Origin of the sequence: Salmonella sp. SSDFZ69 (assembly GCF_004010755.1) — a bacterium.
GTDB lineage: Bacteria > Pseudomonadota > Gammaproteobacteria > Enterobacterales > Enterobacteriaceae > Salmonella > Salmonella enterica.
Genome location: NZ_CP034831.1, coordinates 1,037,522 through 1,062,541, shown reverse-complemented (window position 1 = coordinate 1,062,541; position 25,020 = coordinate 1,037,522). Strand labels below are relative to the sequence as shown.

Here is a 25,020-nt window from a genome sequence, read left to right as displayed (position 1 = left end):
TTATTTCAGCGGCGAGTTTTTACGCTCAATGCTGTAGCGCTCAAGTTCTTTGTACGGCACGACTTTGCTCTTCTTCTTACGCACATCGACCACGGTCATCCGGTCGGTACAGGAGTAGCACGGGTCGAGGCTGCCGATAATCAGCGGCGCGTCGGAGACGGTGTTGCCGCGCAGCATATAGCGCAGCGTCGGCCAGTTGGCGTAGGTCGCCGCACGGCAGCGCCAGCGGTACAGCTTCTGGTTGTCGCCGGTCATGCTCCAGTGGATATCGTCACCACGCGGCGCTTCAGCGAAGCCGAGCGCAAAACGGTGCGGAATATAGGTGAACCCTTCCACCATCAGCGGGCCGCCCGGCAGATTATCCAGACCGAAATCGATCATATTCAGAGAGGTGTAGACTTCGTTGATACGGACTTTCAGACGAGAAATCACATCGCAGCCCTGCTCGCTATGTACTTCCATCGGCAGCAGACCGTAACCGACAAACGGGTGATCGGCGCGGGTGTCGCGGGCGTGGCCACTGGCGCGCACCATCGGGCCGACATTACTGAAGTCGCGGGCAATTTCCGGGTCCAGACGGCCGATACCCACGGTACGCTGTTCCATATTCGGCGTGCTCAGCAGCATGTCCACCAGCTCCTGCACGTCACGACGCATCTGCTGCGCCAGTTGACGGGTCTGGATCATGTCCTCTTTGAGCAGATCGCGGCGAATCCCGCCGATCAGGTTCAGACCGTAAGTTTTGCGCGCCCCGGTCAGTATCTCCGCCATCTTCATGGAGGTTTCACGCACGCGGAAGAACTGCATAAAGCCGGAGTCAAAGCCGGTAAAGTGGCAGGCCAGGCCGAGGTTGAGCAGATGCGAGTGCAGGCGTTCCACTTCCAGCAGAATAGCGCGGATCATCTGCGCACGTTCCGGCACCTGAATGCCCATCGCGTTTTCCACGGAAGTGGTGTAGGCGGTGCTGTGGGCGAAGCCGCAGATACCACACACGCGATCCGACAGGAAGGTGACTTCGTTATAACCCATGCGGGTTTCCGCCAGTTTTTCCATACCACGGTGGACGTAGAACAGGCGGTAGTCGGCGTCGATAATGTTTTCGCCATCGACGAACAGACGGAAGTGGCCCGGTTCATCGGAGGTGACATGCAGCGGGCCAATCGGCACCACGTTATTTTTCTTGTCACCCAGCTCGTTAATGAACTCGTAGGTTTCCGCATCGGTGGTCGGCGCCGGGCGCTGACGATAATCCATGCTGTCTTTACGCAGCGGATAGAGTTCATCCGGCCAGTCGTCCGGCAGCACCAGACGGCGCTCGTCCGGCAGACCGACCGGGATTAAACCGTACATGTCGCGTACTTCGCGCTCACCCCACACGGCAGCCGGCACGCGCGGCGTAACGGATGGGAATTCCAGCTTATTGGCATCTACTTCAACGCGAACGGTAATCCAGCACTTCGTGCCCTGCTCCATCGACAGCACGTAATAAACGGCATAGTGGCCGCACAACTGGCGTTCGTCATTACCGAACAGCACCGACAACCACCCACCCTGCTGGTAGTAAAGAAACTCCACCACTTCCGGCAGATAGTTCACTTTTACCGTAATAGTCAGCTGATCTTTGGTCTGCCAGGCTTCGTCCAGCACGACGCCCGGAAACGCCTGGTGCAGCGCCGCAAGGTATTGTTGACCTAATTTTTCTTCAGACATGCTCAAACTCTCTTAAATCACGCCGCCAGCAAGGAGACGAAGGCTAAAAACGCAAACCCAAAACCGGCCCAGGTCACGCGTGAAGTGGCGCAAAAACGCAGTCGCGCCATGCTGTTTTCAAACAGGGCGATCACCAGTACGCCGACAATCAGCTTGACGACGGCAATCACCAGCGCCAGCAACAGTCCGCCTGCGCTGAAGGTTTCCATCTGTCCCCACGGCAGAAACACGCCGACGAACATTTGCAGCACCACCAGTTGCTTAAGGCTGATGCCCCATTTCAGCACCGCAAAGCCGCTACCGCTGTATTCGGTCAACGGCCCTTCCTGCAACTCCTGCTCCGCTTCCGCCAGGTCGAACGGCAGCTTGCCCATTTCGATAAAGGTGGCGAAGGCGCAGGCGCACAGCGCCAGAATCAGCGGAATACTGCGCGCGACAGGCCAGTGATAAATGGTATCGGCGATATTGCTGATATGAGTTGAACCCGCCACCTGCGCGGCGACCCACAGACCCAGCAGCAGAATCGGCTCCACCAGCACGCCGAGCATCGCTTCACGGCTGGCGCCGATCGCGGTGAACGGACTGCCGGTATCCAGGCCTGCAATAGAGAAGAAGAAGCGCGCAATCGCGAACAGGTAAATCAGAGTGATTAAATCACCCAGTTGCGGCAACGGAGATCCAACGGTGACAACCGGCAGCGCGGTGGCGATAGTCAGCATCACGCCGACCATCACAAACGGCGTCAGGCGAAAAACCCAGCCGGAATCAGCGGGCGCAATACTCTGGCGACCGAGCAGTTTGATAATGTCGCGGTACTCCTGCAACACGCCCGGCCCTCGGCGATTGTGTAGACGGGCGCGCGCCACGCGAGTAATACCGGACAGCAATGGCGCAACGGCAAATAGCACCAGCGCCTGAATTAACGGATAAAACACACTCATTTTCAGGCTCCTCGTGAAACCACAATCACCACCAGCACCGCCAGCTCAATCAGCGCCAGACGACGGAACAGCACCGCGGCCGCCGCGTTCTGCCAGCCCGGCACCAGCGATACCGGGTTCAGCCATTTACGCAGTTTAAGTACCGGGGCAAAGACCTCTTTCACCGGCATGGCGAAACCGTGCGCGGTAATCACCATCGACTGCTCATGGTCGTAGCCGCACACCCAGGCCGCGCCGCGAGAACGCGACGGCAGACGGTTGCCTTTGAATATCGCCATAATGATGAACGGCAGTAGCGGACAGGCGACCAACAGCAGCGTAATCATCGGCTGCGATACGGTGGTGTGCGCGGTTTCCAGCGGCAACGGTACCGCAGTGGAAATCATCGGCAGCAGCCACGGCGCGGCAACCCCGCCCAGTACGCAGCAAATCGCCAATGCCACCACGCTGACGCCCATCAGGATCGGCGCGCAGCTGGCATTTTCAGCTTCCTTCGTGCGCGGCGCGCCAAGGAACGTAACGCCATACACTTTCGCCATACACATCACCGCCAACGCGCCGGTAATCGCCAGGCCAACCGCCAGCAGCGGTCCTAACAGACGACCAACAAACGCGCCGCTGTTGCCCAGTTTGAAGAAGGACTGGTAAATCACCCACTCGCCGGCAAAGCCGTTCAGCGGCGGCAACGCCGCCATCGCCATCAGACCGACCAGCATGGCGATAGAAATAACCGGCATCCGTTTACCAATACCGCCCAGTTTTTCGATATCGCGATGACCGGTACGGAACCAGATGCTGCCCGCGCCCAGAAACAGCACGCTTTTGAACAGGCTATGGTTCAGCAGGTGATAGAGCCCGCCGGTCAGACCCAGCGCGATCAGTACCGGCTGATTGAGAGCAATCCCGGTAACGCCTGCGCCCAGACCGAGCAAAATGATGCCGATATTTTCCAGCGTGTGATAGGCCAGCAGGCGCTGAATGTTATGCTCCATCAGCGCGTACAAACCACCGACAAAGGCGGTGATCATCCCAAGCACCAACAGCGCCACGCCCCACCACAGCGGCGCATTGCCGCCAAGCAGAGATAGCGTGAGAATGCCCAGCAGCCCGATTTTCATCACCACGGTCGAGAACAGCGCGGCGGCGGGAGCGCTGGCGTTGGCGTGCGCCTGCGGCACCCAACCGTGTAGCGGGATAATCCCGGCCAGCAGACCAAAGCCGATAACGCCGAGCAGCCAGATATCGGAGCCCAGCGGCAGTTGCTGAGCACGTTGATCCAGCAGCCCCAGATCCAGCGTGCCGTAGCGCTGCCACACCAACCAGCAGGCGATTGCCAGCAGCAGCGTACCGAGACGGCCCAGCGCAAACCACAGTTTGCCCTCTTTGCTACCGCCGGTGAGGAACACGGCGCAGAGCGCCATGATTTCCGCCATCACCACCATCGTCCCCAGATTACTGGCGACCACGGCGCAGACGGCTGCCGCCATCAGCAGGTTGATCAATAGTCCGTTGGCTTTTACCTGTGGATGGCGATGCCAGTCGATATTGAACAGGCTGACGAACAGACCGCACAGCCCCAGCGTAATCAGCCAGATAGCATTCAGCGGCGTTATTTGCAGCATGTGACCGGTAAACGGCATCACGCCGCTCACCGTAACGGCGCTGGTCAGTGCGGTGAACCCCGCGCCAGCCGTACACAGGCTGCCGACCGCGCCGCCGATACCGGCAATCCAGCCGCTCAGCGCTTTATGAAACGAAAACAGAAACGCCAGAACGGCGGCGGCGGCAAACCACGCGACGCCGCTAGTAATCAGTGAAAGTGAACTCATTATGCATCCCCACTCTGAGCCTGCTGAAACAAGGTGAGATCGCCAAAATCGGTATTAAACGTCAGCTCACGTTTACGTTTGCTGGCGCGGGCGATATCCGTGTTCTCCACCAGGTGTAGCGCTTTAGTCGGGCACATCCGCACACAGGCCGGGCCTTGCTCGTCAAAGCTGCACAGGTCACATTTCACCGCGATAGCGCGTACGCCCGGCACCCAGTCGAGCAACGTACTGACGCGCGCAGGCGCTGGCGGCGCGGGCGGCGCTTTCGGCGTATTGGCGTTCGCTGGAATATGCAGCGGACGGCTGCCGGAAAACTCAATAGCGCCAAACGGACAGGCAATACCACACAGTTTGCAGCTCACGCACAGGCTTTCATTAAGCTGGACAGCGCCGTCAACGCGATTAATCGCGTTAACCGGGCATACCGTGGCGCATGGCGCATCTTCACAGTGGTGACAAAGCTGCGGCGCAGATTCTTTTTCATTCAGCATCACTTTCAGGCGCGGCATTGACTGCAGGCCATGCTGGCGATGCGTCTCTGAACAGGCGGCCTCACAGGTGTGGCAGCCGATACAGAGAGTGGAGTCAGCAATTACAAAACGATTCACCAGGCATTCCTCAGGTGATTGTCATTTTTGACGAAAACATGCCGTTGAAATGTCATTTTCGACACTTATCGACACGCCCATCCCCAAAACATTCATGACATGGCGCAACGCCACATCGCGAATCAAAGCGGGCAACGCCTCAGGCTTATACCGCCGGGCTGTTTCCCTTTACCAATTGACGCAAATTAACCGGCGAGTTGGTTTCTACAGCGGTATAGAGGCTGTCGTAAACGCTGGCGATTTTTTCCAGATAGTGCTCCAGCACCTGCTCGCGATCGCGGTTGTTAACCTGTTCATCAACCTTGCCGTCGATATCGAGCTGCGCCTGTGCAATCAATTGCTTATCTTCGCCATCTTTGGTTTCAACGTAGTACTCAATGGTGTGGCTGTTAAAACCATCCGCCAACGCGACGTAAATACGAAAGTGCTCAAACAGGACAAAGCAAAGATCCCTTTCCGGCGCGCAGCTCATTGCGTGATGCAGGCGCGCTTTCGAGAGGGTGATCCCCTGAACCAGCGAGTTGCAGTAAATATGCCACTGGTCCTGTAGGCGACGATGCCGTTGCGCGATGTAATCGGCCTTTTCGCTTATTTCCCAAATAGTCATGTCAGGTTACCCGTTTAACAGAGATGCCTGCGTTAAGCATTTTCCATGCCAATTTTTAACTTATTGTTTTTAATAGCAGACGAGCGCAGTTACTGCCGTTTCGACGCGGTGACGACATGTCATTTCGTCATCGTCGACATTAACCTGCCAGGGGATAAAAATATTGGCATAAATATTGCTTTACAGGGGCAACCACTACAGGAGGCGATATGCACGAAATCACCCTCTGCCAACGGGCACTGGAATTGATTGAACAACAGGCTTCAGCATACGGTGCAAAACGTGTGACAGCCGTCTGGATCAAAATTGGCGCATTTTCTTGCGTGGAAACCAGCGCTCTTTCCTTTTGTTTTGATCTGGTATGCCGCGGCACGATAGCAGAAGGTTGTAAACTGCACCTCGAAGAACAGGAAGCCGAATGCTGGTGTGAGCATTGTCAACAATATGTCACGTTGTTAACCCACCGTGTACGTCGTTGTCCGCAATGTCATAGCGATACGCTGCGAATTGTGGCCGATGACGGCTTACAAATTCGGCGCATAGAGATTGATGAAACTGAAGATTAATGCCGGATAGACGCTCGCGTCGCCATTCGGCAGAAAGCCTGTAACAAGAAAAAGATCAGGAGTAAGCGATGTGTACGACTTGCGGTTGCGCTGAAGGCAACCTTTATATAGAAGGCGATGAACATAATCCGCACTCAGCGTTTCGTAGCGCGCCCTTTGCCCCAGCGGCTCGCCCGGCGCTGAATATTACCGGCATTAAAAAGCCTGACTTTACCCCAAGTCAGACCGCAGAAGGCGATCTGCATTACGGCCACGGCGAAGCCGGAACCCACGCGCCTGGTATGAGTCAGCGGCGGATGCTGGAGGTTGAAATCGACGTGCTGGACAAAAATAATCGTCTGGCTGAGCGCAACCGCGCCCGTTTCGCCGCCCGCCAGCAACTGGTGCTCAACCTGGTGTCCAGCCCCGGGTCCGGTAAAACCACCCTGCTGACCGAAACGCTGATGAAATTGAAAGACCGTGTACCGTGCGCGGTGATTGAAGGCGACCAGCAGACAGTGAACGACGCCGCCCGCATCCGCGCTACCGGCACGCCCGCCATTCAGGTCAACACCGGTAAAGGCTGCCATCTTGACGCGCAAATGATCGCCGACGCCGCGCCGCGCCTGCCGCTGGATGACCGCGGTATTCTGTTTATCGAAAACGTCGGTAACCTTGTCTGCCCGGCCAGCTTCGATCTGGGCGAAAAGCATAAAGTCGCAGTGCTTTCCGTGACCGAAGGTGAAGATAAGCCGCTGAAATATCCCCATATGTTTGCCGCTGCGTCGCTCATGCTGCTCAATAAAGTCGATCTGCTGCCCTACCTCAATTTTGACGTTGAGAAGTGCATCGCCAGCGCGCGTGAAGTGAACCCGGAGATTGAAATTATCCTGATTTCCGCCACCAGCGGCGAAGGCATGGATCAGTGGCTGGCCTGGCTGGAGGCGCAGCGATGTGCATAGGCGTGCCGGGTCAAATCCGCGCCATTGACGGCAATCAGGCAAAAGTTGACGTCTGCGGCATTCAGCGCGACGTCGATCTCACATTAGTCGGCAGTTGTGATGAAAACGGTCAGCCGCGTCTGGGTCAGTGGGTGCTGGTTCATGTCGGATTCGCCATGAGCGTCATTAACGAAGCGGAAGCGCGCGACACGCTCGACGCGCTACAAAATATGTTTGATGTTGAGCCGGACGTCGGCGCACTGCTGTATGGTGAGGAGAGATAATGCGTTTTGTTGACGAGTACCGTGCGCCGGAACAGGTAATGCAGCTCATTGAACACCTGCGTGAACGCGCCGCCCTTCTTCCTTACACTGCCGAACGTCCGTTGCGCATTATGGAAGTCTGCGGGGGTCATACCCACGCAATTTTTAAATTTGGTCTCGATCAGTTACTGCCCGAAAACGTGGAATTTATTCACGGCCCCGGTTGTCCGGTCTGCGTGCTGCCGATGGGACGCATCGACAGTTGCGTGGAAATCGCCAGCCATCCGGAGGTGATTTTCTGCACCTTTGGCGATGCCATGCGCGTGCCGGGGAAACAGGGTTCTCTGTTGCAGGCTAAAGCGCGCGGCGCGGATGTCCGTATTGTTTACTCTCCGATGGACGCGCTGAAGCTGGCGCAGGATAACCCGACCCGCAAAGTGGTATTTTTCGGGCTGGGCTTTGAAACCACCATGCCGACCACAGCCATCACGCTACAGCAGGCAAAACAGCGTGACGTGCGAAACTTCTACTTTTTCTGCCAGCACATTACGCTGATCCCGACGCTGCGTAGCCTACTGGAGCAGCCGGACAACGGCATTGACGCCTTTCTTGCGCCAGGCCACGTCAGCATGGTCATCGGCACCGAGGCGTACCAGTTTATCGCCGCCGATTTTAATCGCCCGCTGGTGGTGGCTGGATTCGAACCGCTTGATCTACTGCAAGGCGTGGTCATGCTGGTTGAGCAGAAAATAGCGGCCCTAAGCCAGGTTGAAAACCAATACCGTCGCGTGGTGCCGGATGCCGGAAACATGCTAGCGCAGCAGGCCATCGCCGATGTGTTCTGCGTTAATGGCGACAGCGAGTGGCGCGGTCTGGGCGTAATTGAATCCTCCGGCGTCCACCTGACGCCAGAGTATCAGCGCTTTGACGCCGAAGCGCATTTCCGCCCAGCGCCACAGCAGGTCTATGACGATCCGCGCGCCCGCTGCGGCGAAGTGCTGACCGGCAGATGCAAGCCGCATCAGTGCCCGCTATTTGGTAAAACATGTAATCCAGAGACCGCGTTCGGCGCGCTGATGGTCTCTTCCGAAGGCGCATGCGCCGCCTGGTATCAGTATCGTCAGCAGGAGTGTGAAGTTTGAACAATATACAACTCGCCCACGGCAGCGGCGGCCAGGCTATGCAACAGTTGATTAATAGCCTGTTTATGGAGGCCTTTGCCAACCCGTGGCTGGCGGAACAAGAAGATCAGGCGCGTCTGGAGCTGGCGCAGCTGACGGCGGAGGGCGACCGTCTGGCGTTTTCTACCGATAGCTATGTGATCGATCCGCTCTTTTTCCCCGGCGGCAATATCGGCAAACTGGCGATTTGCGGTACGGCGAACGACGTTGCGGTGAGCGGCGCGATCCCCCGCTATCTCTCCTGCGGCTTTATCCTTGAAGAAGGGCTGCCGATGGAGACGTTAAAAAGCGTGGTCAATAGCATGGCGGCGACCGCGCGGGAAGCGGGTATCGCCATTGTAACTGGCGACACCAAAGTTGTGCAGCGCGGCGCGGCGGATAAATTGTTTATCAACACTGCCGGCATGGGGGCGATTCCCGCCGATCTTCGCTGGGGCGCGCAAACGCTGAGCGTTGGCGATGTGCTGTTAGTCAGCGGTACGCTTGGCGATCACGGCGCCACTATCCTCAACCTGCGTGAGCAACTGGGACTGGATGGCGAGCTGGCGAGCGACTGCGCAGTATTAACGCCGCTAATTCAGACGCTGCGTCATATTGACGGAGTGAAGGCATTGCGTGACGCCACGCGCGGCGGCGTGAATGCGGTCGCCCATGAGTTTGCGGCGTCCTGCGGTTACGGTATTGAATTGTCCGAATCCGCACTGCCGCTCAAACCTGCCGTGCGCGGCGTCTGCGAGCTGTTGGGGCTGGATGCCCTGAACTTTGCCAACGAAGGAAAACTGGTGATTGCCGTTGAACGGCAGGCCGCAGATCGGGCGTTGGCGGCATTACGCGCGCATCCGCTGGGACGTGATGCGGCGCTGATTGGCGAAGTCGTGGAACGCAAAGGCGTTCGCTTAGCCGGACTCTATGGCGTGAAGCGAACCCTTGATTTGCCACACGCCGAACCATTACCTCGTATATGCTAGCAGCCTGTTGGCAGCATACTGTAGGCCGGATAAGACGCATTTGCGTCGACATCCGGCATTAACGCTGCATTCACGCCTGATGGCGCTTTGCTTATCAGGCCTACGGAGTGTGTGACCAGCGAGTTTGCGGTCAGCCATCCGGCAATAACTTACGACTTATACCTATAATTCATTTACCGTTTTCGCACCGTTTTGCGGTATTTTCCTGGAAAAGCAACATGTCGTATACACCCATGAGCGATCTTGGACAGCAAGGCTTGTTCGATATCACTCGTACCTTATTGCAGCAGCCCGATTTGGCGTCGCTCAGTGAAGCGCTTTCGCAACTGGTAAAGCGTTCAGCGCTCGCCGACAGCGCCGGCATTGTGCTATGGCAGGCGCAGTCGCAACGCGCACAATATTATGCGACGCGAGAAAATGGCCGTCCTGTTGAATATGAAGATGAAACCGTACTGGCGCACGGCCCGGTACGTCGCATCCTTTCTCGCCCCGATGCATTGCACTGTAATTTCCATGAGTTTACCGAAACCTGGCCGCAGCTTGCCGCGAGCGGCCTCTACCCTGAATTTGGTCATTACTGTCTGCTTCCTTTAGCCGCGGAGGGCCGTATTTTCGGCGGCTGCGAATTCATCCGTCAGGAAGATCGCCCCTGGAGTGAAAAGGAATATGACCGTCTGCATACGTTTACCCAAATTGTCGGCGTGGTCGCCGAGCAAATTCAAAACCGGGTAAACAATAATGTCGATTATGATCTATTGTGCCGCGAACGCGATAACTTCCGTATTCTGGTTGCGATTACCAACGCCGTCCTGTCGCGTCTGGATATTGATGAGCTGGTAAGCGAAGTCGCAAAAGAGATCCACCACTATTTCAATATCGACGCAATCAGCATCGTGTTGCGCAGCCATCGCAAAAATAAGCTGAATATCTACTCCACCCACTACCTTGATGAGCATCATCCGGCGCACGAACAGAGCGAAGTCGACGAAGCCGGCACGCTCACGGAGCGCGTCTTTAAAAGTAAAGAGATGCTGCTTATCAACCTCAACGAACGCGATCCGCTTGCCCCCTACGAACGCATGCTGTTCGATACCTGGGGCAATCAGATCCAGACGCTTTGCCTGCTGCCGTTGATGTCCGGCAAGACGATGCTTGGCGTGCTCAAACTGGCCCAGTGCGAAGAAAAAGTGTTTACCACCGCCAACCTCAAGCTGCTGCGTCAGATTGCCGAACGGGTAGCCATTGCCGTGGATAATGCGCTGGCCTATCAGGAAATCCACCGACTGAAGGAACGCCTGGTCGACGAAAACCTGGCGCTCACAGAGCAGCTTAATAACGTCGACAGCGAGTTTGGCGAGATCATCGGACGCAGCGAAGCGATGTACAACGTGCTAAAGCAGGTTGAGATGGTGGCGCAAAGCGACAGTACCGTGCTAATTCTGGGCGAAACGGGAACCGGTAAAGAGTTGATTGCCCGCGCCATTCACAACCTGAGCGGACGTAGCGGGCGCAGGATGGTAAAGATGAACTGCGCCGCGATGCCGGCGGGGCTGCTGGAAAGCGATTTGTTTGGTCATGAGCGCGGCGCGTTTACCGGCGCCAGCGCGCAGCGGATTGGCCGTTTCGAGCTGGCGGATAAAAGCTCGCTGTTTCTGGATGAAGTGGGCGACATGCCGCTGGAGCTACAGCCTAAGCTGCTGCGCGTCCTTCAGGAGCAAGAGTTTGAACGTCTCGGCAGCAATAAACTGATCCAGACCGACGTGCGGCTGATCGCCGCGACTAACCGCGATCTGAAAAAAATGGTCGCCGATCGCGAATTCCGTAACGATCTCTACTATCGGCTGAATGTTTTTCCGATCCAACTTCCTCCGTTACGCGAACGTCCGGAAGATATTCCACTACTGGTCAAAGCGTTCACTTTCAAAATCGCCCGCCGAATGGGGCGTAATATCGACAGCATTCCCGCCGAAACGCTGCGCACGCTCAGCAGCATGGAATGGCCGGGGAACGTTCGCGAACTGGAGAATGTCGTCGAGCGCGCCGTGCTGCTGACGCGCGGCAATGTGCTACAACTGTCGCTGCCGGATATGACTGCCGTAACGCCCGATACCTCGCCTGTTGCGACTGAAAGCGCCAAAGAAGGCGAAGATGAATATCAGCTTATTATACGCGTGCTGAAAGAGACCAATGGCGTAGTGGCTGGACCAAAAGGCGCGGCGCAACGTCTGGGGCTTAAACGAACCACCCTGCTGTCGCGTATGAAGCGATTGGGTATTGATAAAGACGCGTTAGCGTAACGGGTTGCCGGATCTGATCCGGCCAGGAGATGATGCGCGCCGTAGGCCTGGCGCTTCCCCTTCACTTCTTGCGCTGATATTTTTCCGGCAATTCCGGAACGGGGCGCTGATCGTCGATAAGGTGCCGCACGGTCAGGACAGGATGCCGCCAAAGCATTCGCGGACCTGCCCAACGCATAATCTGCTTCATCTCCTCGCGTTTAGCCGGCTGATAGCAGTGCACCGGGCACTGCTTACAGGCGGGTTTTTCCTCGCCAAATACGCATTTATCAAGACGTTTTTGCGCGTAGGCGAACAGCGCCTCGTAATGCCCCTGCACCGCTGACGCCTGTGGGCACTGGCTTTCATACAGCGCGATCATTTTTTTGATCGTCAGTTTTTCACGAGCGATACGTTTACCAGGCATCGTGCTCTCTCCGAACATTAAGGTGTATTTATTTTACACCTTAACCCTCTTTAGCACTATCACTGCATATCGTCGCCATTACGCAAATAAGAATTATTTTCATTTATTCATGCCTTGTGCTATATAACATAGCAAAGGCTATATTCGATGATTAATTAACCACATTGTTGCGAGGGATACTATGACGAATCTACATCGTCTGAAAACACTCCTGCTTGCCGGTATTGTCGCGATACTCGCGCTATCGCCAGCCTATGCAAAAGAGAAATTTAAAGTCATCACCACGTTTACCGTTATTGCCGACATGGCGAAAAACGTGGCGGGCGACGCAGCGGAAGTCAGCTCAATTACCAAGCCCGGCGCTGAAATCCATGAGTATCAGCCAACGCCCGGCGATATTAAACGAGCGCAGGGGGCACAGCTTATCCTCGCGAATGGTCTGAACCTGGAGCGATGGTTCGCCCGATTTTATCAGCACCTTTCCGGCGTACCGGAAGTCGTCGTCTCTACCGGCGTCAAACCGATGGGCATTACCGAAGGCCCGTATAACGGTAAACCGAACCCGCACGCCTGGATGTCGGCAGAAAACGCGCTGATTTATGTCGATAACATTCGCGACGCCCTGGTGAAGTACGATCCGGATAATGCGCAGATCTATAAGCAAAACGCCGAGCGCTATAAAGCGAAAATTCGCCAGATGGCCGATCCGTTGCGTGCCGAACTGGAAAAAATTCCCGCCGATCAGCGCTGGCTGGTCACCAGTGAAGGCGCGTTCTCTTACCTGGCGCGCGATAACGACATGAAAGAGCTTTATCTCTGGCCAATTAACGCCGATCAACAGGGGACGCCAAAACAGGTGCGTAAAGTGATTGATACCATTAAAAAGCACCATATTCCCGCCATCTTTAGCGAGAGTACGGTTTCCGATAAACCCGCCCGCCAGGTCGCGCGTGAATCCGGCGCGCATTATGGCGGCGTACTGTATGTCGATTCTCTGAGCGCCGCTGACGGCCCTGTGCCAACCTATCTGGATCTGCTGCGCGTCACGACCGAAACCATCGTCAACGGCATTAACGACGGACTGAGGAGTCAACAATGAGTCAATCTGCGATTACCGTTGATCAGGTCACGGTGACGTATCGCAACGGTCATACCGCCCTACGGGACGCCACTTTTCAGGTGCCTGGCGGTTCAATCGCCGCGCTGGTAGGCGTAAATGGTTCCGGTAAGTCTACGTTATTTAAAGCGTTAATGGGCTTTGTGCATCTTGCGCAGGGCGATATCACTATCCTGCAACAGTCAGTCAACAAGGCGCTGAAAAAAAACCTCATTGCTTATGTTCCGCAATCGGAAGAAGTGGACTGGTCATTTCCGGTACTGGTAGAAGATGTGGTGATGATGGGACGCTACGGCCATATGGGCTGGCTACGCCGTCCCACTGCGCATGATCACGCCTGTGTTGACGCCGCGCTGGCGCGGGTGGATATGCAGGAATATCGTCACAGGCAGATTGGCGAGCTGTCCGGCGGGCAGAAAAAACGTGTGTTTCTTGCCAGGGCCATCGCTCAGGATGGACAGGTAATCCTGCTGGATGAACCTTTTACCGGCGTGGATGTAAAAACCGAAGCGCGAATCATCGATCTACTGCGAGAACTGCGCGATGAAGGCCGCACGATGCTGGTCTCAACGCATAATCTCGGCTCCGTCACCGAGTTTTGCGACTATACGGTAATGATTAAAGGAACCGTACTGGCCAGCGGCCCTACCGAAACCACGTTTACCGCCGCGAATCTGGAACAGGCGTTTAGCGGCGTTCTACGTCATATCGCGTTAAGCGGAGGTGAAGAGCACATCATCACCGATGACGAGCGCCCCTTTATTTCCCGGCGCGTGGCCAGCGGAGGAAAATCGTCATGAACTGGCTTGTTGAGCCGTTTGGCTACCAGTATATGCTCAACGCGATGTGGGTCTCCGCGATGGTGGGCGGTCTGTGCGCGTTTCTCTCCTGCTATTTGATGCTCAAAGGCTGGTCGCTCATTGGCGATGCGCTATCTCACTCTATTGTGCCTGGCGTCGCTGGCGCCTGGATGTTAGGGCTGCCCTTCTCGCTCGGCGCGTTTCTTTCCGGCGGACTGGCTGCAGGCAGTATGCTCTTTCTTAACCAACGCTCACGCCTGAAAGAAGACGCGATTATCGGGCTTATCTTCTCCTCTTTTTTTGGCGTCGGCCTTTTTATGGTGTCGCTCAATCCGATGTCGGTGAATATCCAGACGATTATTCTCGGCAACGTGCTGGCGATCGCGCCAGCGGATATTGCGCAACTGGCGATTATCGGCGCAGCCTCGCTGACGATTCTGCTGTTAAAGTGGAAAGATCTGATGGTCGTCTTTTTCGATGAGACCCATGCGCGTTCTATCGGGCTTAATCCGGGTCGATTAAAGCTGTTGTTTTTCACTCTATTGTCCGTCTCTACCGTGGCGGCCCTGCAAACCGTTGGGGCGTTCCTGGTGATCTGTCTCGTCGTCACGCCGGGCGCGACGGCCTGGTTACTCACCGACCGTTTTCCACGTCTGCTCATGATTGCCGTCGTGATTGGCAGCCTGACCAGTTTTCTGGGCGCATGGCTTAGCTACTGGCTGGATGGCGCCACTGGCGGAATTATTGTCGTCATGCAAACCTTACTGTTCATCACGGCCTTTATTTTCGCCCCGAAACACGGTCTGTTAGCCAACCGTCGACGCGCCCGCCTGCAGAAGGAGCCGACATGTTCTTAACAACGTTACTGGAACCCTTTCAGTTTGATTTTATGGTGAACGCCCTTATGGTTTCGGTCATTGTGGCGATTCCCTGCGCCTTGCTGTCCGTGTTTTTAGTGTTAAAAGGCTGGGCGTTAATGGGCGACGCAATGAGTCATGCGGTATTCCCCGGGGTCGTGCTGGCATATATTGTGGGGATCCCCCTGGCGATTGGCGCTTTCATTGCCGGATTATTTTGCGCTATCGCCACCGGCTATCTGGACGATAACAGCCGCATCAAACGTGATACGGTGATGGGCATCGTCTTTTCCGGGATGTTTGGCGCAGGTTTGGTGCTCTATGTTTCTATTCAATCGGAAGTGCATCTGGATCACATCCTGTTTGGGGATATGCTGGGCGTATCGCTGGGGGATATCGTACAAACGTCAGTTATTGCACTGGGTATTGCGTTAATCATAGGGCTGAAATGGAAAGATCTCCTGCTACACGCTTTTGACCCGCACCAGGCGAAAGCCAGCGGGCTGAATACCACGCTACTGCATTATGGCCTGCTATGTATGATTGCGCTGACTATCGTCGCCACGCTGAAATCGGTGGGCATTATTCTGTCAATCTCACTGCTTATCGCCCCCGGCGCAATTGCCATTTTGCTGACGCGACGCTTTGCGCGCGCGCTGGGATTAGCGGTGAGTCTGTCAGTTATTACCGCTTTTGCGGGCGTCTATCTGTCTTTTTATCTTGATAGCGCGCCAGCGCCGACCATCGTGGTATTATTTGCCATCGTGTTTATTGCGGTATTTATTTACGCAACATGGCGCGACAGGCGTAATGAAATCGTACCAGAGGCGCAAGGTTAACACTTTTTTGCCTGCTATTCAGGAAACATACGGTCATAATATAGAGTAGTTTTATGGCGCTGGAAGAATTTCCTCTGGCAGGCAACCTTATAATTTCATTACGGTTTAAGTAAAGACTTATATTCAGCTATCCTTTTTTTATGAGCGGATATAGAGAGTTTTTTATCGTTTAGCATAACGGCATTGTTATCGAATCGCTCATAAAGCGTTTCATTCTTTTTGTTTACTATACTGCTTCCCGCCGCCGGATTGGCCTGCACATATTCATTTAATCGTTGTACGCCTTGAGTATGTTTGTAAAAACTCACCGGCAGATAACGGTCTGCTTTATCAGACGGGAGAAAAGGTTCCTCACCACACAGACGTTCACAAATATTATCTTCATGAATTTTTACTAAGTTCATAAATTCAAGATGAAGTTTTTTGGCGAGCGCCAGGCTAAAAATACCGCATTCAGAAGAGCTTCGTTGAATGTCCAGCTCGACCATAGCAAAATAACAATCAGGCAGTTGTTCACGTTCAAGAGCTGCTTTGGTCCTCAACGCCAGTAAAGCAGGTCCAAAAGCGCTACACGCTGCTGGTTCGAACAAAATCACCGATGTCTTTCCGTCCATAACTCTAAAATCGACGACTGAAATATGGATACCTGAACTTCCCATATTTACGAGAAATCGGGCAGATTCAACGCCTTCCATTCTGGTCTCCTTTATAGAGGAAACAAGCTCATGGACTGACATAACAAATTTAAGATTTAACTCTGGATACTTCTTATTGGCCTGTGCAACAAGAAAAGGCATCATTTCGAGATCGGTTTCCTCGTAACTGATATGAATCCAGCTGCCATCTATAATTTCACTTTCCAGACGCTCAACAATACAGGTCAATGCTTCGGTGTTTAGCTCCCCGCTGACGTCAGGCTGAGGCGATAAACTCGCCCCCATATTACGAGTCGTAGGACTTAGCATACTTTTCCCTCCACATGATAGCTCCTGCACCGAAAATATCATCTTTAACTTTTCAGATTCAATATATTGCCCGCAAAAATATGCCTCAATGATTGAGCCAGGCTACCAACCACCTCCGGATGATTATATATAAGAATTACTACTCAAAAAATCTTTTTTATAATAAAAGCTCAACACATGGTCATAAATGATAAAAAATAGTTTAATTTATTCCTACCGCAATCGGTAACGCGCAATTATCGTCAGGTACACCAGGGTTATGTGCAAAAGCAGTGCGCTGTAAATGCGCGTCTAGTTTCAGCCCCCGGAACAGCGATAGCGGTGAAGAGTCCATCCCCAAACGATACATAACCTTCTTACGATAAATACTGACGGTTTTTGTTCCCAGACCAAATTTTTTCGCCAGTTCAATTGCCGGATGTCCGGAGGATAATAATATCAGCAGCGCATATTTCGCCTGAGTGACGCCGGGAGGTAGATTCCACCAGGCGTATTGATTGATATTAAACAATACCTCTTCCGGCGTCTCGCCGGCATTAAAAGCATACGTAGCAGCCACGGTTTTCTTTTGTGGCCTGTGGCAGAAACGCAGCCAGGCTTCCGGAAGACGGAGCTTCTCTCGATCCGAGCGGATAGCGCAGGATAGTTCGTCTTTTAAAACATAATCCATAACGCCAAAATATTGCAGCACACAGCGATCGATATAATACAAGCGATCTGCCACTACCAAAACTTTACGGTTCTGCAACCGCGTCTGCAACGCATGAAAAAGGTAAACATGCTCATGCGGGTTCAAAGCTAAAATCAGCCCGGCGTCCGGCATATCGGATAGAGAATGCAAAAGTGCGGTTAATGAGTTACACGTTTTAACGCACTTTTCCGGATATTTTTGCTTAAAAATAGACTGAAGGGCATAACAATTAGTCCAGTTAATACCGTATATAATTACATTTCTCATTTATTTATCCTTTTTTGAAAACTGACCACAGCTTCGGTAATTATTTTTCTTCCTGGGCGACTACTGCGCAAGTAGATAACGCCTTCTTACTACAAAGGTAATAAGACCAGATACGTTATTACATGCGCAATGTCGTTACCGAAATGAATTCCTTTTACAAATCTGATAATGATTAAATTTGCTGTTTTACTTTACTGTAATCTCTTAGAGTACAACGATTGCCCGGCGCCTGGTGGCCATGTATGTCTGACAATGAACGCTTTCGATTCCCTTTCATTAACTATATATCACTGGTGTAGCGATACTGAAATATACACTACGATTAAAAAAATATTTGGTATCTGTAACGCAAACAGATAGTAACGTTTAAAATAATTTCACAAATCAATGGTTCATCGTACGCATAAAGCTAAGCGGTGTAATCTTAAAATGCCGTTTAAAAATAGCGATAAAATAAGAAGGCGTATCATAGCCACACATCGTCGCGACTTGTGAAATATTTCCAGCCCCCATACGTAATAATTTTATAGCCTGATTCATACGAGCATCCAGGTATATTTTGCTAAAACTCACCTCTTCAGCGGCCAGTTTTCGCTTCAGACTTGATACGCTCATAAACAGCTTTCCTGCCACCTCAGCCTGTGACCATTTGCGGGTGAGATCGCTGATAATAATGTTATAAACTTTCTCTTTTGTCGTAATTTTTATTGCTCGCTCAAGGAAATCAAACCCACCGGGCTTACGTACAAATGCCGATATAAGATACATCAATGAGAAATATGAATAATCATGATCATCAATACTCACATTACTACAAACCCGTGGACATGCCACACCATGCAAAATAGAGTCAAAAGTATCACTCATCCCTGGCAACAAGTCCGCATGAAAAAAATACTTTGGTTTCGTTTTTAATGATAGCTCTCGATCATTATAGTTTCTTGTACTGTAAAAAACTTTGTAGAATTTTTGCATTAAGTCATAGGAAACTTCCAGTGAAGAAAAATCAATATGCCCTTCTATTTCGCTCATACTAAGAGTGATTGTTTGATCTTTTTCCAATAAAAATAAACACGGCGCAGATTGTTCGATGAACTCCCCAAATTCGTTTTCAATTCGCAAACTGCCTTTATTAAGTTTAAATAATAAGCAGTTTGCGACATAATAGTCTCTTACGTCAGCTAATCCATTTATTAATGGAAATTTGTTCGGCTGTTGAAGGTGATTATTGCTAATGGCCTCAACTGATTTATTCATTGAAGGCAATACCATATTTTATCCTGTGTGCTATAAGGAACTCAAAATCGTTATATTCTTATAAACAAATAATTAAAACTCACAGAGATGATTTAAATCCGATTTTTTTATTATTATAGCCAATAATTACATTCCTACGCGCGTTCATTTCGTCACAAAAAGATACTCTTACAAACTTTATGCACAATTTTGTAATGGAAGCTTACAATATTAATATAATCATTTCAGAATAAAACGCCTGGTAGATACCTTAATAATCCATATACATCAATAAGATAGATACACTGGCATGGTGCATTTTCTGCATTATTTGCTAATATATACACCATACCTTATCACAAATCGCCAGCAATGGGGGGTTCACCAGTCAATTGCCTCTTTGTTTTCCCCGCCCGATAAAATAATCTCCTGCATCCAGGAGGTCATTTGTGACTGCGCATTCATTGTACCAACTAATACCCCGTTTAAAGCCTCATATAAATGAGTGCCCGGTTCAACTTTTGCTAACATGTTTTGTAGCATAGCCGTTTGCTGCTCAAAAGAAACAAAAGCCGAATCACCACTTTTCGGATCTTTGAAGGCATTCATCTCCTGATAAATGCTATCTTTAAGCGTTTCAGAAGAGGCTGACTCAGGAAGCGCCAAAAGTCGTTGGTAGAATGCATCATAAAGATCAACGTCGCCGCCATTGCTTAAAGGCGCGCTATCCACATTATTCAGCATAGCGGCCCTGGCACTCAACGAAACCACACCCGTCGCTTCAGTATCCGCTGTCGGGACCAAATAAGAAGTCGGAATCGTACCCGGTATCACCTTATAACCTCCATTTTACAATGCTTGCGTTTTTGTCTTCCATTCATCAATAAGTGCGTTAATGGCGTTATCAGAAATCGTCCGGCAGTCTTGTGGAAGTTCATCAAGATGATGCTTAATGACGCCTACTGCCGTTTCAACAAATTGTTCAGGTGAAAATTCTGCGATCTGATCGCCGCAACTCATGATAAAGCGCTGTTCCTGATGATATTTAAGATTAAAAGTGCCAGGCCAGTTCTCCATAAGCAACACCATCAGTTTTTGGTGATCTTTTTTCGCATTAACTGGCAGTGTTAAAAAAAGTTGCCCCTCCGGCTTATCGAAATCCCTCAGCCACTCATCCAGGACGGTTAAAAGCGTTTCGGGATGGTCGACCGCAGCTGAAAATAACTCGCGGGCATAAATCTGTATTTTCTCCATCCACTTCCAGGCCATTGTCTGATTATCAGTCAGATAAGCGGCGACCTGCTGTAACGCGTCTATCATTCCCTGCTCGTAACCTTCCTGATAGGCGTACATCCGCAAGGTCTTTGCCTCTTCTTCCGCCTCTCGCAAAATACGCTTAGCCCGTTGATGCGCCTGCTGTTCTAATCTTTCAATAGAGAAATAACGTTCCAGCGTTTTACGCTTTATCAGTATCCCCTCAACAGGCGAAAGCGGGGACGGAATTGGGATATTTTTGAGCATATTGTAAGGCCAGTAGCAAAATTGACATTTCTACAGCATCCTGCTTCGATGCCTCCTCAATAAATGGAGGAAAAAGCAAAGGAAAACGCTGTGCTAAAGATTCAGGTAAAAATTCATTCAGGGCATTTAACTGTGCATACCCGACGCTAAGTAAAAACCGGTGATTCGGCGCCTTATTGCAGACAGATAAACTTGTTCCCTGATGCATTGCCAAAAATGCTTGCGCCCAATCCGGCAGGCCAAGCAAGGCTCCCTGCCTTGCCAGATCGGCTCTCAGTTTATGGCAACCGAGTAAATACGCTACCTGCGGCAGTCGGCGCCACTGACGCAGCCACAGCTGCGTCAGTGAGTTTTGAATACACTCCTTTTCTCCGTTCTTAAGCCGCCATGCCGCCAGTATTAACTCATTTGCCGCCGCCCTGGCGGCGGGTCTGACAATCATTTCCGGCGCTATCTGCAACCGCTGAGGATGGATATACGATAACGGATCAAAAATGATTCTTTGCCAGATAATGGGTAATGGCTGCCTATTCATTTGACGATTTCGCCTTATCATCAGCCGTTATGCCTTTCTTATTGCGGGCATAATGGTTTTTGTAATACCAGACGCCAAAGCCTGCTGACATCACGGATAACAAAATAATCAACACAATCCAACTGGTTGCAAAAGAATTACGTTTTACTGGTGTGCCGGGAGCCTGTAATTGGGCATCAGAACGTTCTGACAACACAACAGAAATGTTGTCATAATCCACATCGGCAAAACTATTCTTTAAGAAACGCTTGATATCGCTGATCTGATGCGCAAGCGGCGAACCTCGTTCATATACGGCTAATGCCGACAGATGAACAGGTTTTGGCGGACGGCCATTTTCACCAGCATCAATATCATAACTAATATGGACCCTGGCGGAGAGCACGCCCTCCATCGTCTGTAATGACTGTTCCAGTCGCTGTTCAATAGCCGAATATAACCTGGCCTTTTCAGCTCGCGGAGACGATACCAGCGAATCCGCCGGGAACATCTGCGCTATTTCCACCCGTGGCCGGGGAGGAAGCTGATAAGTTTTAATCCAGTACACCGCAGCGGTAAAATCAGGCTCAGCAACGGTAATGCTATAGCCCAATTTTCCGCTATCAATTTTATTCGCCTCTATATTGTGCATTTGCAGAACGGCAATGACCTCATTAGCCTGTTCCTGGTCCAGTCCTTTTAAAAGATCCTTATCCTTACAGCCGGCAAGGGTCATTACCAGCAGAAAGGTATATAGATATCGACGAATCATGAGCGTAATAGCGTTTCAACAGCCCCGACTCCTTTACGAGTAAGGGTACTTACCATAGAAACATACAGGTTATAATCTGAAATCATCTCTTGCGAAATAGCCAGCTCTTTAGGATCCGTCACCAGATTAGGGTCCTCAATCCTGTTGGTAATCGTCTGTTTATCCACAGCCGTGGCAATCGCCGAACCAGAAAAAGCCTGGAGTAGCCGGTCATCCAGCGAGACAATGTCCGTCTCCATAGACCTGATATTGACCGCCTGCCCTATAACGGCATTCTCAGGGACAATAGTTGCAATCGACATAATCCACCTTATAACTGATTAACGGAAGTTCTGAATAATGGCAGCATCAATATCCTTAAAGACTTTTACCGTGTTCGATTGCGCGTTACGGTACAAGTTATATTCCGAGAGCTTACTCTGATACGCCGCCAGTAGCGCCGGATCGGAGGGTTTTGCTGCTAATTTATCCAGCGCCTCTGTTACCTGCGTTTGTAGATTATCAACGCCTGTATCAAATTTTGCTGAAACTTCATCCAGATAGCCTGACCAAGGTGTTGGCATAATGACTTCCTTATTTGCGTTAAATTAAAGTGGGCTTGGGAAATACCAATGGCCTGGGCTCATTTTGATATAACCTTCCGCCCCGTACTGAAATGAGCGTCCCTTGAGCCAGTCATCTTTTAATTCGATCGCAAACTGCACATAGCGTCCTCCCCATGTGCGGTAATAGCTATCGACAAATTGACGGGCTCTGAGTATTTCTACATCATCGAGCGCCCCCTGAATAACAAACGTTACGCCCCCCTTATGATTCCTGCGGGAATAAGGTAACGCCTGCTGTTTTAGCCCCGCTTCCGCCTGGCCTGCGGCGGTAACATCGTCCATCAACGTGATGTTAACCGAATCCGCGTAAGGCATTAGCGCTCTCAGCTTTTGACTTAACACCTCGAGCTCTTTCTTGCTCATCGTGTTTCGCTGGCGGCTTAGCCAGAAAACGGGTTTACGCGGCTCATCGAAATGAAGCCGATAATAAGCCAGCTGCGGATAATAGGTATCCAGCCAGGTAGAGATACGCTTATTTTCTTCGTTTTCGTTAATCACTCGCGCATTTTTATCATAATCGCCCCTCGCTAAAACCTGACGAGCCCACAGCGTATCTCTTTCATTTTGCGCAGCGACATAGAGCATTTTGTCCCGTCCTGGCAACACCTGAAAGCGCTCCTTCTCCTGCCCCAATAACGAATCGAGCTCTGCGGCCTGCCGCTGCGGCGAGTTAAGTATCCATAACGTCCCCACCGTCCCAATTCCCAATATAAAAAACCCGGCCAGTGCGGCTACAATTCCGTTTTTAAAACGCGGCTCGTTCTTTTTTGCAGACGTTTCTAACTTCTCAGGCTGCTCGGGCACCCACGGCTCGCTTTCCGGGCGAATCAGGATAAGCAATTCACCGACCTGTATTGGCGTATTTAATTGCACCGAACGAGATTCAGAATTTCCTTCTTTCAGCTCATGGAGTATAATTTCGGTCGCATCCGTATCCACCTGGATTTCAAAATTTACTCCGCCATGGTCCAGCGGGATAAAAAAGCTATCGGCAGGTATATCAGGGAGTTGGCCTGAAGCAGTGAGCGCATCACTCTGACCTACCACAAAGAGTGTTCGGCCTGTCAGCAATGGAAACTCACAGCCGTTCAGTGAGCTGTTAAGTAATCGAACTATGTATGGCCCTGGGCTTGTTATCGTCTTCTCTTTTGATGTTTCCATATATACTGTTAGCGATGTCTGTCGTTCTCGATAGCAGCAGATTACCGCACAGGACACAGGGATTCCTGATGAAAATAGAATGAAAAGTGAGAAATAAAATCAATTTATTCTGTATAATGCGTCTCAACACATATTAAAAGAACCATCATCCCCATTGGGGCTTAAACTACTGTAGATAAATTACCCAAATTTGGGTTCTTTTGGTGTAACAATCAGACCATTGCCAACACACGCTAATAAAGAGCATTTACAACTCAGATTTTTTCAGTAGGATACCAGTAAGGAACATTAAAATAACATCAACAAAGGGATAATATGGAAAATGTAACCTTTGTAAGTAATAGTCATCAGCGTCCTGCCGCAGATAACTTACAGAAATTAAAATCACTTTTGACAAATACCCGGCAGCAAATTAAAAGTCAGACTCAGCAGGTTACCATCAAAAATCTTTATGTAAGCAGTTTCACTTTAGTTTGCTTTCGGAGCGGTAAACTGACGATTAGCAATAATCACGATACGATTTACTGTGACGAACCTGGGATGTTGGTGCTCAAAAAAGAGCAGGTAGTTAACGTGACGCTTGAAGAGGTCAATGGCCACATGGATTTCGATATACTCGAGATACCGACGCAACGACTTGGCGCTCTCTATGCACTTATCCCAAACGAGCAGCAAACAAAAATGGCGGTACCCACAGAGAAAGCGCAGAAAATCTTCTATACGCCTGACTTTCCTGCCAGAAGAGAGGTATTTGAACATCTGAAAACGGCGTTCTCCTGTACGAAGGATACAAGCAAAGGTTGCAGTAACTGTAACAACAAAAGTTGTATTGAAAATGAAGAGTTAATTCCTTATTTTCTGCTGTTCCTGCTTACTGCTTTTCTCCGACTCCCGGAGAGTTATGAGATCATCCTTAGCTCGGCTCAGATAACGTTAAAGGAGCGCGTTTACAACATTATATCTTCGTCACCCAGTAGACAGTGGAAGCTTACGGATGTTGCCGATCATATATTTATGAGTACGTCAACGCTCAAACGGAAACTTGCAGAAGAAGGTACCAGCTTTAGCGACATCTACTTATCGGCAAGAATGAATCAGGCAGCAAAACTTTTACGCATAGGCAACCATAATGTTAATGCTGTAGCATTAAAATGTGGTTATGACAGCACGTCCTACTTCATTCAATGTTTCAAAAAATATTTTAAAACTACGCCATCGACATTCATAAAAATGGCGAACCATTAACATTTTTTGTATCTGTCACTCAAGTAAAGATTTTTATTAAAATTGTAATAATTTAAAATTCAGACTGCGCATTAACACGCTCTATCAGGATGGGAGGCTATTCAATATCATTGTTCTGTCCGGAAGACAGCTTA

The 25,020-nt window shown here is 51.1% G+C and carries 27 protein-coding genes; 11 read left to right on the top strand and 16 right to left on the bottom strand.

The window, feature by feature from the left end:
• The 5 genes from hycE to hycA form a co-directional block, all read right to left on the bottom strand.
• A complete protein-coding gene (gene hycE / locus EOS98_RS05260; RefSeq protein ID WP_001288155.1) occupies positions 1-1,710 on the bottom strand; it encodes a formate hydrogenlyase subunit HycE in 1,710 nt (569 codons plus the stop codon).
• Positions 1,711-1,727: 17 nt separating this feature from the next.
• Positions 1,728-2,651, bottom strand: coding sequence for a respiratory chain complex I subunit 1 family protein (locus tag EOS98_RS05255; RefSeq protein WP_000110563.1), 924 nt, complete (start codon positions 2,649-2,651; stop codon positions 1,728-1,730).
• A 2-nt stretch (positions 2,652-2,653) separates the two neighbouring features.
• The gene (gene hycC / locus EOS98_RS05250; RefSeq protein WP_126523884.1) at positions 2,654-4,480 is read right to left on the bottom strand and encodes a formate hydrogenlyase subunit 3; all 1,827 of its coding nucleotides are present in this window, start codon (positions 4,478-4,480) and stop codon (positions 2,654-2,656) included.
• The gene (hycB, locus tag EOS98_RS05245; RefSeq protein ID WP_001079164.1) at positions 4,480-5,088 is read right to left on the bottom strand and encodes a formate hydrogenlyase subunit HycB; all 609 of its coding nucleotides are present in this window, start codon (positions 5,086-5,088) and stop codon (positions 4,480-4,482) included. The genes hycC and hycB overlap by 1 nt, the downstream gene beginning before the upstream one ends.
• Positions 5,089-5,233: 145 nt before the next feature.
• Entirely contained in the window at positions 5,234-5,695 is a 462-nt protein-coding gene (gene hycA / locus EOS98_RS05240; RefSeq protein WP_061372486.1) for a formate hydrogenlyase regulator HycA, read from the bottom strand.
• Between the two features lie 209 nt (positions 5,696-5,904).
• Here hycA and hypA point away from each other — a divergent pair, with 209 nt between their 5' ends.
• From hypA to flhA, 6 genes are all read left to right on the top strand, one after another.
• On the top strand, positions 5,905-6,261 hold the full coding sequence (hypA, locus tag EOS98_RS05230) for a hydrogenase maturation nickel metallochaperone HypA (RefSeq protein WP_000544461.1): 357 nt from the start codon (positions 5,905-5,907) through the stop codon (positions 6,259-6,261).
• A 68-nt stretch (positions 6,262-6,329) separates the two neighbouring features.
• The gene (gene hypB / locus EOS98_RS05225; RefSeq protein WP_080110651.1) at positions 6,330-7,202 is read left to right on the top strand and encodes a hydrogenase nickel incorporation protein HypB; all 873 of its coding nucleotides are present in this window, start codon (positions 6,330-6,332) and stop codon (positions 7,200-7,202) included.
• Positions 7,193-7,465 carry a hydrogenase 3 maturation protein HypC gene (gene hypC, locus EOS98_RS05220; RefSeq protein ID WP_000334871.1) on the top strand — a complete coding sequence of 91 codons (273 nt, stop codon included), beginning with the start codon at positions 7,193-7,195 and terminating at the stop codon, positions 7,463-7,465. The genes hypB and hypC overlap by 10 nt, the downstream gene beginning before the upstream one ends.
• Complete coding sequence (gene hypD / locus EOS98_RS05215) at positions 7,465-8,586, top strand: hydrogenase formation protein HypD (protein WP_001212962.1); 1,122 nt, start codon at positions 7,465-7,467, stop codon at positions 8,584-8,586. Before hypC ends, hypD begins: the two co-directional genes overlap by 1 nt.
• A complete protein-coding gene (gene hypE / locus EOS98_RS05210) occupies positions 8,583-9,593 on the top strand; it encodes a hydrogenase expression/formation protein HypE (protein WP_042948888.1) in 1,011 nt (336 codons plus the stop codon). Before hypD ends, hypE begins: the two co-directional genes overlap by 4 nt.
• A gap of 218 nt (positions 9,594-9,811) precedes the next feature.
• On the top strand, positions 9,812-11,890 hold the full coding sequence (gene flhA, locus EOS98_RS05205) for a formate hydrogenlyase transcriptional activator FlhA (RefSeq protein WP_000122694.1): 2,079 nt from the start codon (positions 9,812-9,814) through the stop codon (positions 11,888-11,890).
• 61 nt (positions 11,891-11,951) lie between these two features.
• Here the strand turns inward: flhA and EOS98_RS05200 are convergent, their stop codons facing one another.
• Entirely contained in the window at positions 11,952-12,296 is a 345-nt protein-coding gene (locus EOS98_RS05200) for a nitrous oxide-stimulated promoter family protein (RefSeq protein WP_001117945.1), read from the bottom strand.
• Between the two features lie 181 nt (positions 12,297-12,477).
• Between EOS98_RS05200 and sitA the strand changes: the two genes are divergently transcribed.
• From sitA to sitD, 4 genes are read left to right on the top strand one after another with little or no spacing between them, the layout of a single operon-like run.
• Entirely contained in the window at positions 12,478-13,395 is a 918-nt protein-coding gene (gene sitA / locus EOS98_RS05195; RefSeq protein ID WP_000182931.1) for an iron/manganese ABC transporter substrate-binding protein SitA, read from the top strand.
• Positions 13,392-14,213: an iron/manganese ABC transporter ATP-binding protein SitB gene (sitB, locus tag EOS98_RS05190; protein WP_000083153.1), complete on the top strand. Its 822-nt coding sequence runs from the start codon at positions 13,392-13,394 to the stop codon at positions 14,211-14,213. The genes sitA and sitB overlap by 4 nt, the downstream gene beginning before the upstream one ends.
• Positions 14,210-15,070, top strand: coding sequence for an iron/manganese ABC transporter permease subunit SitC (gene sitC, locus EOS98_RS05185; protein WP_001104333.1), 861 nt, complete (start codon positions 14,210-14,212; stop codon positions 15,068-15,070). Before sitB ends, sitC begins: the two co-directional genes overlap by 4 nt.
• Entirely contained in the window at positions 15,061-15,909 is an 849-nt protein-coding gene (gene sitD, locus EOS98_RS05180; protein ID WP_000480209.1) for an iron/manganese ABC transporter permease subunit SitD, read from the top strand. Before sitC ends, sitD begins: the two co-directional genes overlap by 10 nt.
• Positions 15,910-16,007: 98 nt before the next feature.
• Here sitD and avrA read toward each other — a convergent pair whose 3' ends face one another.
• From avrA to prgH, 10 genes are all read right to left on the bottom strand, one after another.
• On the bottom strand, positions 16,008-16,916 hold the full coding sequence (avrA, locus tag EOS98_RS05175; protein WP_077684052.1) for a type III secretion system YopJ family effector AvrA: 909 nt from the start codon (positions 16,914-16,916) through the stop codon (positions 16,008-16,010).
• Positions 16,917-17,076: 160 nt separating this feature from the next.
• On the bottom strand, positions 17,077-17,832 hold the full coding sequence (gene sprB, locus EOS98_RS05170; RefSeq protein WP_126523881.1) for a transcriptional regulator SprB: 756 nt from the start codon (positions 17,830-17,832) through the stop codon (positions 17,077-17,079).
• Between the two features lie 384 nt (positions 17,833-18,216).
• Complete coding sequence (gene hilC / locus EOS98_RS05165) at positions 18,217-19,104, bottom strand: invasion transcriptional regulator HilC (protein WP_000243998.1); 888 nt, start codon at positions 19,102-19,104, stop codon at positions 18,217-18,219.
• Between the two features lie 345 nt (positions 19,105-19,449).
• The gene (locus tag EOS98_RS05160) at positions 19,450-19,902 is read right to left on the bottom strand and encodes a type III secretion system effector protein OrgC (RefSeq protein ID WP_000612177.1); all 453 of its coding nucleotides are present in this window, start codon (positions 19,900-19,902) and stop codon (positions 19,450-19,452) included.
• A gap of 15 nt (positions 19,903-19,917) precedes the next feature.
• Positions 19,918-20,589 carry a type III secretion system linker protein OrgB gene (gene orgB / locus EOS98_RS05155; RefSeq protein WP_000916655.1) on the bottom strand — a complete coding sequence of 224 codons (672 nt, stop codon included), beginning with the start codon at positions 20,587-20,589 and terminating at the stop codon, positions 19,918-19,920.
• Complete coding sequence (gene orgA / locus EOS98_RS05150; protein ID WP_001591231.1) at positions 20,546-21,145, bottom strand: oxygen-regulated invasion protein OrgA; 600 nt, start codon at positions 21,143-21,145, stop codon at positions 20,546-20,548. The genes orgB and orgA overlap by 44 nt, the downstream gene beginning before the upstream one ends.
• Positions 21,117-21,875, bottom strand: a complete 759-nt coding sequence (gene prgK, locus EOS98_RS05145) for a type III secretion system inner membrane ring lipoprotein PrgK (RefSeq protein ID WP_000621238.1) — start codon at positions 21,873-21,875, stop codon at positions 21,117-21,119. Before prgK ends, orgA begins: the two co-directional genes overlap by 29 nt.
• Positions 21,872-22,177, bottom strand: coding sequence for a type III secretion system inner rod protein PrgJ (prgJ, locus tag EOS98_RS05140; RefSeq protein WP_000020431.1), 306 nt, complete (start codon positions 22,175-22,177; stop codon positions 21,872-21,874). Before prgJ ends, prgK begins: the two co-directional genes overlap by 4 nt.
• A gap of 18 nt (positions 22,178-22,195) precedes the next feature.
• The gene (prgI, locus tag EOS98_RS05135) at positions 22,196-22,438 is read right to left on the bottom strand and encodes a type III secretion system needle filament protein PrgI (protein WP_001143113.1); all 243 of its coding nucleotides are present in this window, start codon (positions 22,436-22,438) and stop codon (positions 22,196-22,198) included.
• Between the two features lie 24 nt (positions 22,439-22,462).
• Positions 22,463-23,641 (bottom strand): type III secretion system inner membrane ring protein PrgH, encoded by a 1,179-nt coding sequence (gene prgH, locus EOS98_RS05130; protein ID WP_000450196.1) that lies wholly within the window; start codon positions 23,639-23,641, stop codon positions 22,463-22,465.
• Positions 23,642-23,956: 315 nt separating this feature from the next.
• Here prgH and hilD point away from each other — a divergent pair, with 315 nt between their 5' ends.
• Positions 23,957-24,886: a transcriptional regulator HilD gene (hilD, locus tag EOS98_RS05125; RefSeq protein WP_000432699.1), complete on the top strand. Its 930-nt coding sequence runs from the start codon at positions 23,957-23,959 to the stop codon at positions 24,884-24,886.
• Positions 24,887-25,020: the final 134 nt, after the last annotated feature.

What these genes read in the sequence shown, in the direction of transcription:
- hycE (WP_001288155.1), bottom strand. Translation starts at nt 1,710, where the DNA reads ATGTCTGAAGAAAAATTAGGTCAACAATACCTTGCGGCGCTGCACCAG.
- EOS98_RS05255 (WP_000110563.1), bottom strand. Translation starts at nt 2,651, where the DNA reads ATGAGTGTGTTTTATCCGTTAATTCAGGCGCTGGTGCTATTTGCCGTT.
- hycC (WP_126523884.1), bottom strand. Translation starts at nt 4,480, where the DNA reads ATGAGTTCACTTTCACTGATTACTAGCGGCGTCGCGTGGTTTGCCGCC.
- hycA (WP_061372486.1), bottom strand. Translation starts at nt 5,695, where the DNA reads ATGACTATTTGGGAAATAAGCGAAAAGGCCGATTACATCGCGCAACGG.
- hypA (WP_000544461.1), top strand. Translation starts at nt 5,905, where the DNA reads ATGCACGAAATCACCCTCTGCCAACGGGCACTGGAATTGATTGAACAA.
- hypB (WP_080110651.1), top strand. Translation starts at nt 6,330, where the DNA reads ATGTGTACGACTTGCGGTTGCGCTGAAGGCAACCTTTATATAGAAGGC.
- hypC (WP_000334871.1), top strand. Translation starts at nt 7,193, where the DNA reads ATGTGCATAGGCGTGCCGGGTCAAATCCGCGCCATTGACGGCAATCAG.
- hypD (WP_001212962.1), top strand. Translation starts at nt 7,465, where the DNA reads ATGCGTTTTGTTGACGAGTACCGTGCGCCGGAACAGGTAATGCAGCTC.
- flhA (WP_000122694.1), top strand. Translation starts at nt 9,812, where the DNA reads ATGTCGTATACACCCATGAGCGATCTTGGACAGCAAGGCTTGTTCGAT.
- EOS98_RS05200 (WP_001117945.1), bottom strand. Translation starts at nt 12,296, where the DNA reads ATGCCTGGTAAACGTATCGCTCGTGAAAAACTGACGATCAAAAAAATG.
- sitA (WP_000182931.1), top strand. Translation starts at nt 12,478, where the DNA reads ATGACGAATCTACATCGTCTGAAAACACTCCTGCTTGCCGGTATTGTC.
- sitB (WP_000083153.1), top strand. Translation starts at nt 13,392, where the DNA reads ATGAGTCAATCTGCGATTACCGTTGATCAGGTCACGGTGACGTATCGC.
- sitC (WP_001104333.1), top strand. Translation starts at nt 14,210, where the DNA reads ATGAACTGGCTTGTTGAGCCGTTTGGCTACCAGTATATGCTCAACGCG.
- sitD (WP_000480209.1), top strand. Translation starts at nt 15,061, where the DNA reads ATGTTCTTAACAACGTTACTGGAACCCTTTCAGTTTGATTTTATGGTG.
- avrA (WP_077684052.1), bottom strand. Translation starts at nt 16,916, where the DNA reads ATGATATTTTCGGTGCAGGAGCTATCATGTGGAGGGAAAAGTATGCTA.
- sprB (WP_126523881.1), bottom strand. Translation starts at nt 17,832, where the DNA reads ATGAGAAATGTAATTATATACGGTATTAACTGGACTAATTGTTATGCC.
- hilC (WP_000243998.1), bottom strand. Translation starts at nt 19,104, where the DNA reads ATGGTATTGCCTTCAATGAATAAATCAGTTGAGGCCATTAGCAATAAT.
- orgB (WP_000916655.1), bottom strand. Translation starts at nt 20,589, where the DNA reads ATGCTCAAAAATATCCCAATTCCGTCCCCGCTTTCGCCTGTTGAGGGG.
- orgA (WP_001591231.1), bottom strand. Translation starts at nt 21,145, where the DNA reads ATGATAAGGCGAAATCGTCAAATGAATAGGCAGCCATTACCCATTATC.
- prgK (WP_000621238.1), bottom strand. Translation starts at nt 21,875, where the DNA reads ATGATTCGTCGATATCTATATACCTTTCTGCTGGTAATGACCCTTGCC.
- prgJ (WP_000020431.1), bottom strand. Translation starts at nt 22,177, where the DNA reads ATGTCGATTGCAACTATTGTCCCTGAGAATGCCGTTATAGGGCAGGCG.
- prgI (WP_001143113.1), bottom strand. Translation starts at nt 22,438, where the DNA reads ATGCCAACACCTTGGTCAGGCTATCTGGATGAAGTTTCAGCAAAATTT.
- prgH (WP_000450196.1), bottom strand. Translation starts at nt 23,641, where the DNA reads ATGGAAACATCAAAAGAGAAGACGATAACAAGCCCAGGGCCATACATA.
- hilD (WP_000432699.1), top strand. Translation starts at nt 23,957, where the DNA reads ATGGAAAATGTAACCTTTGTAAGTAATAGTCATCAGCGTCCTGCCGCA.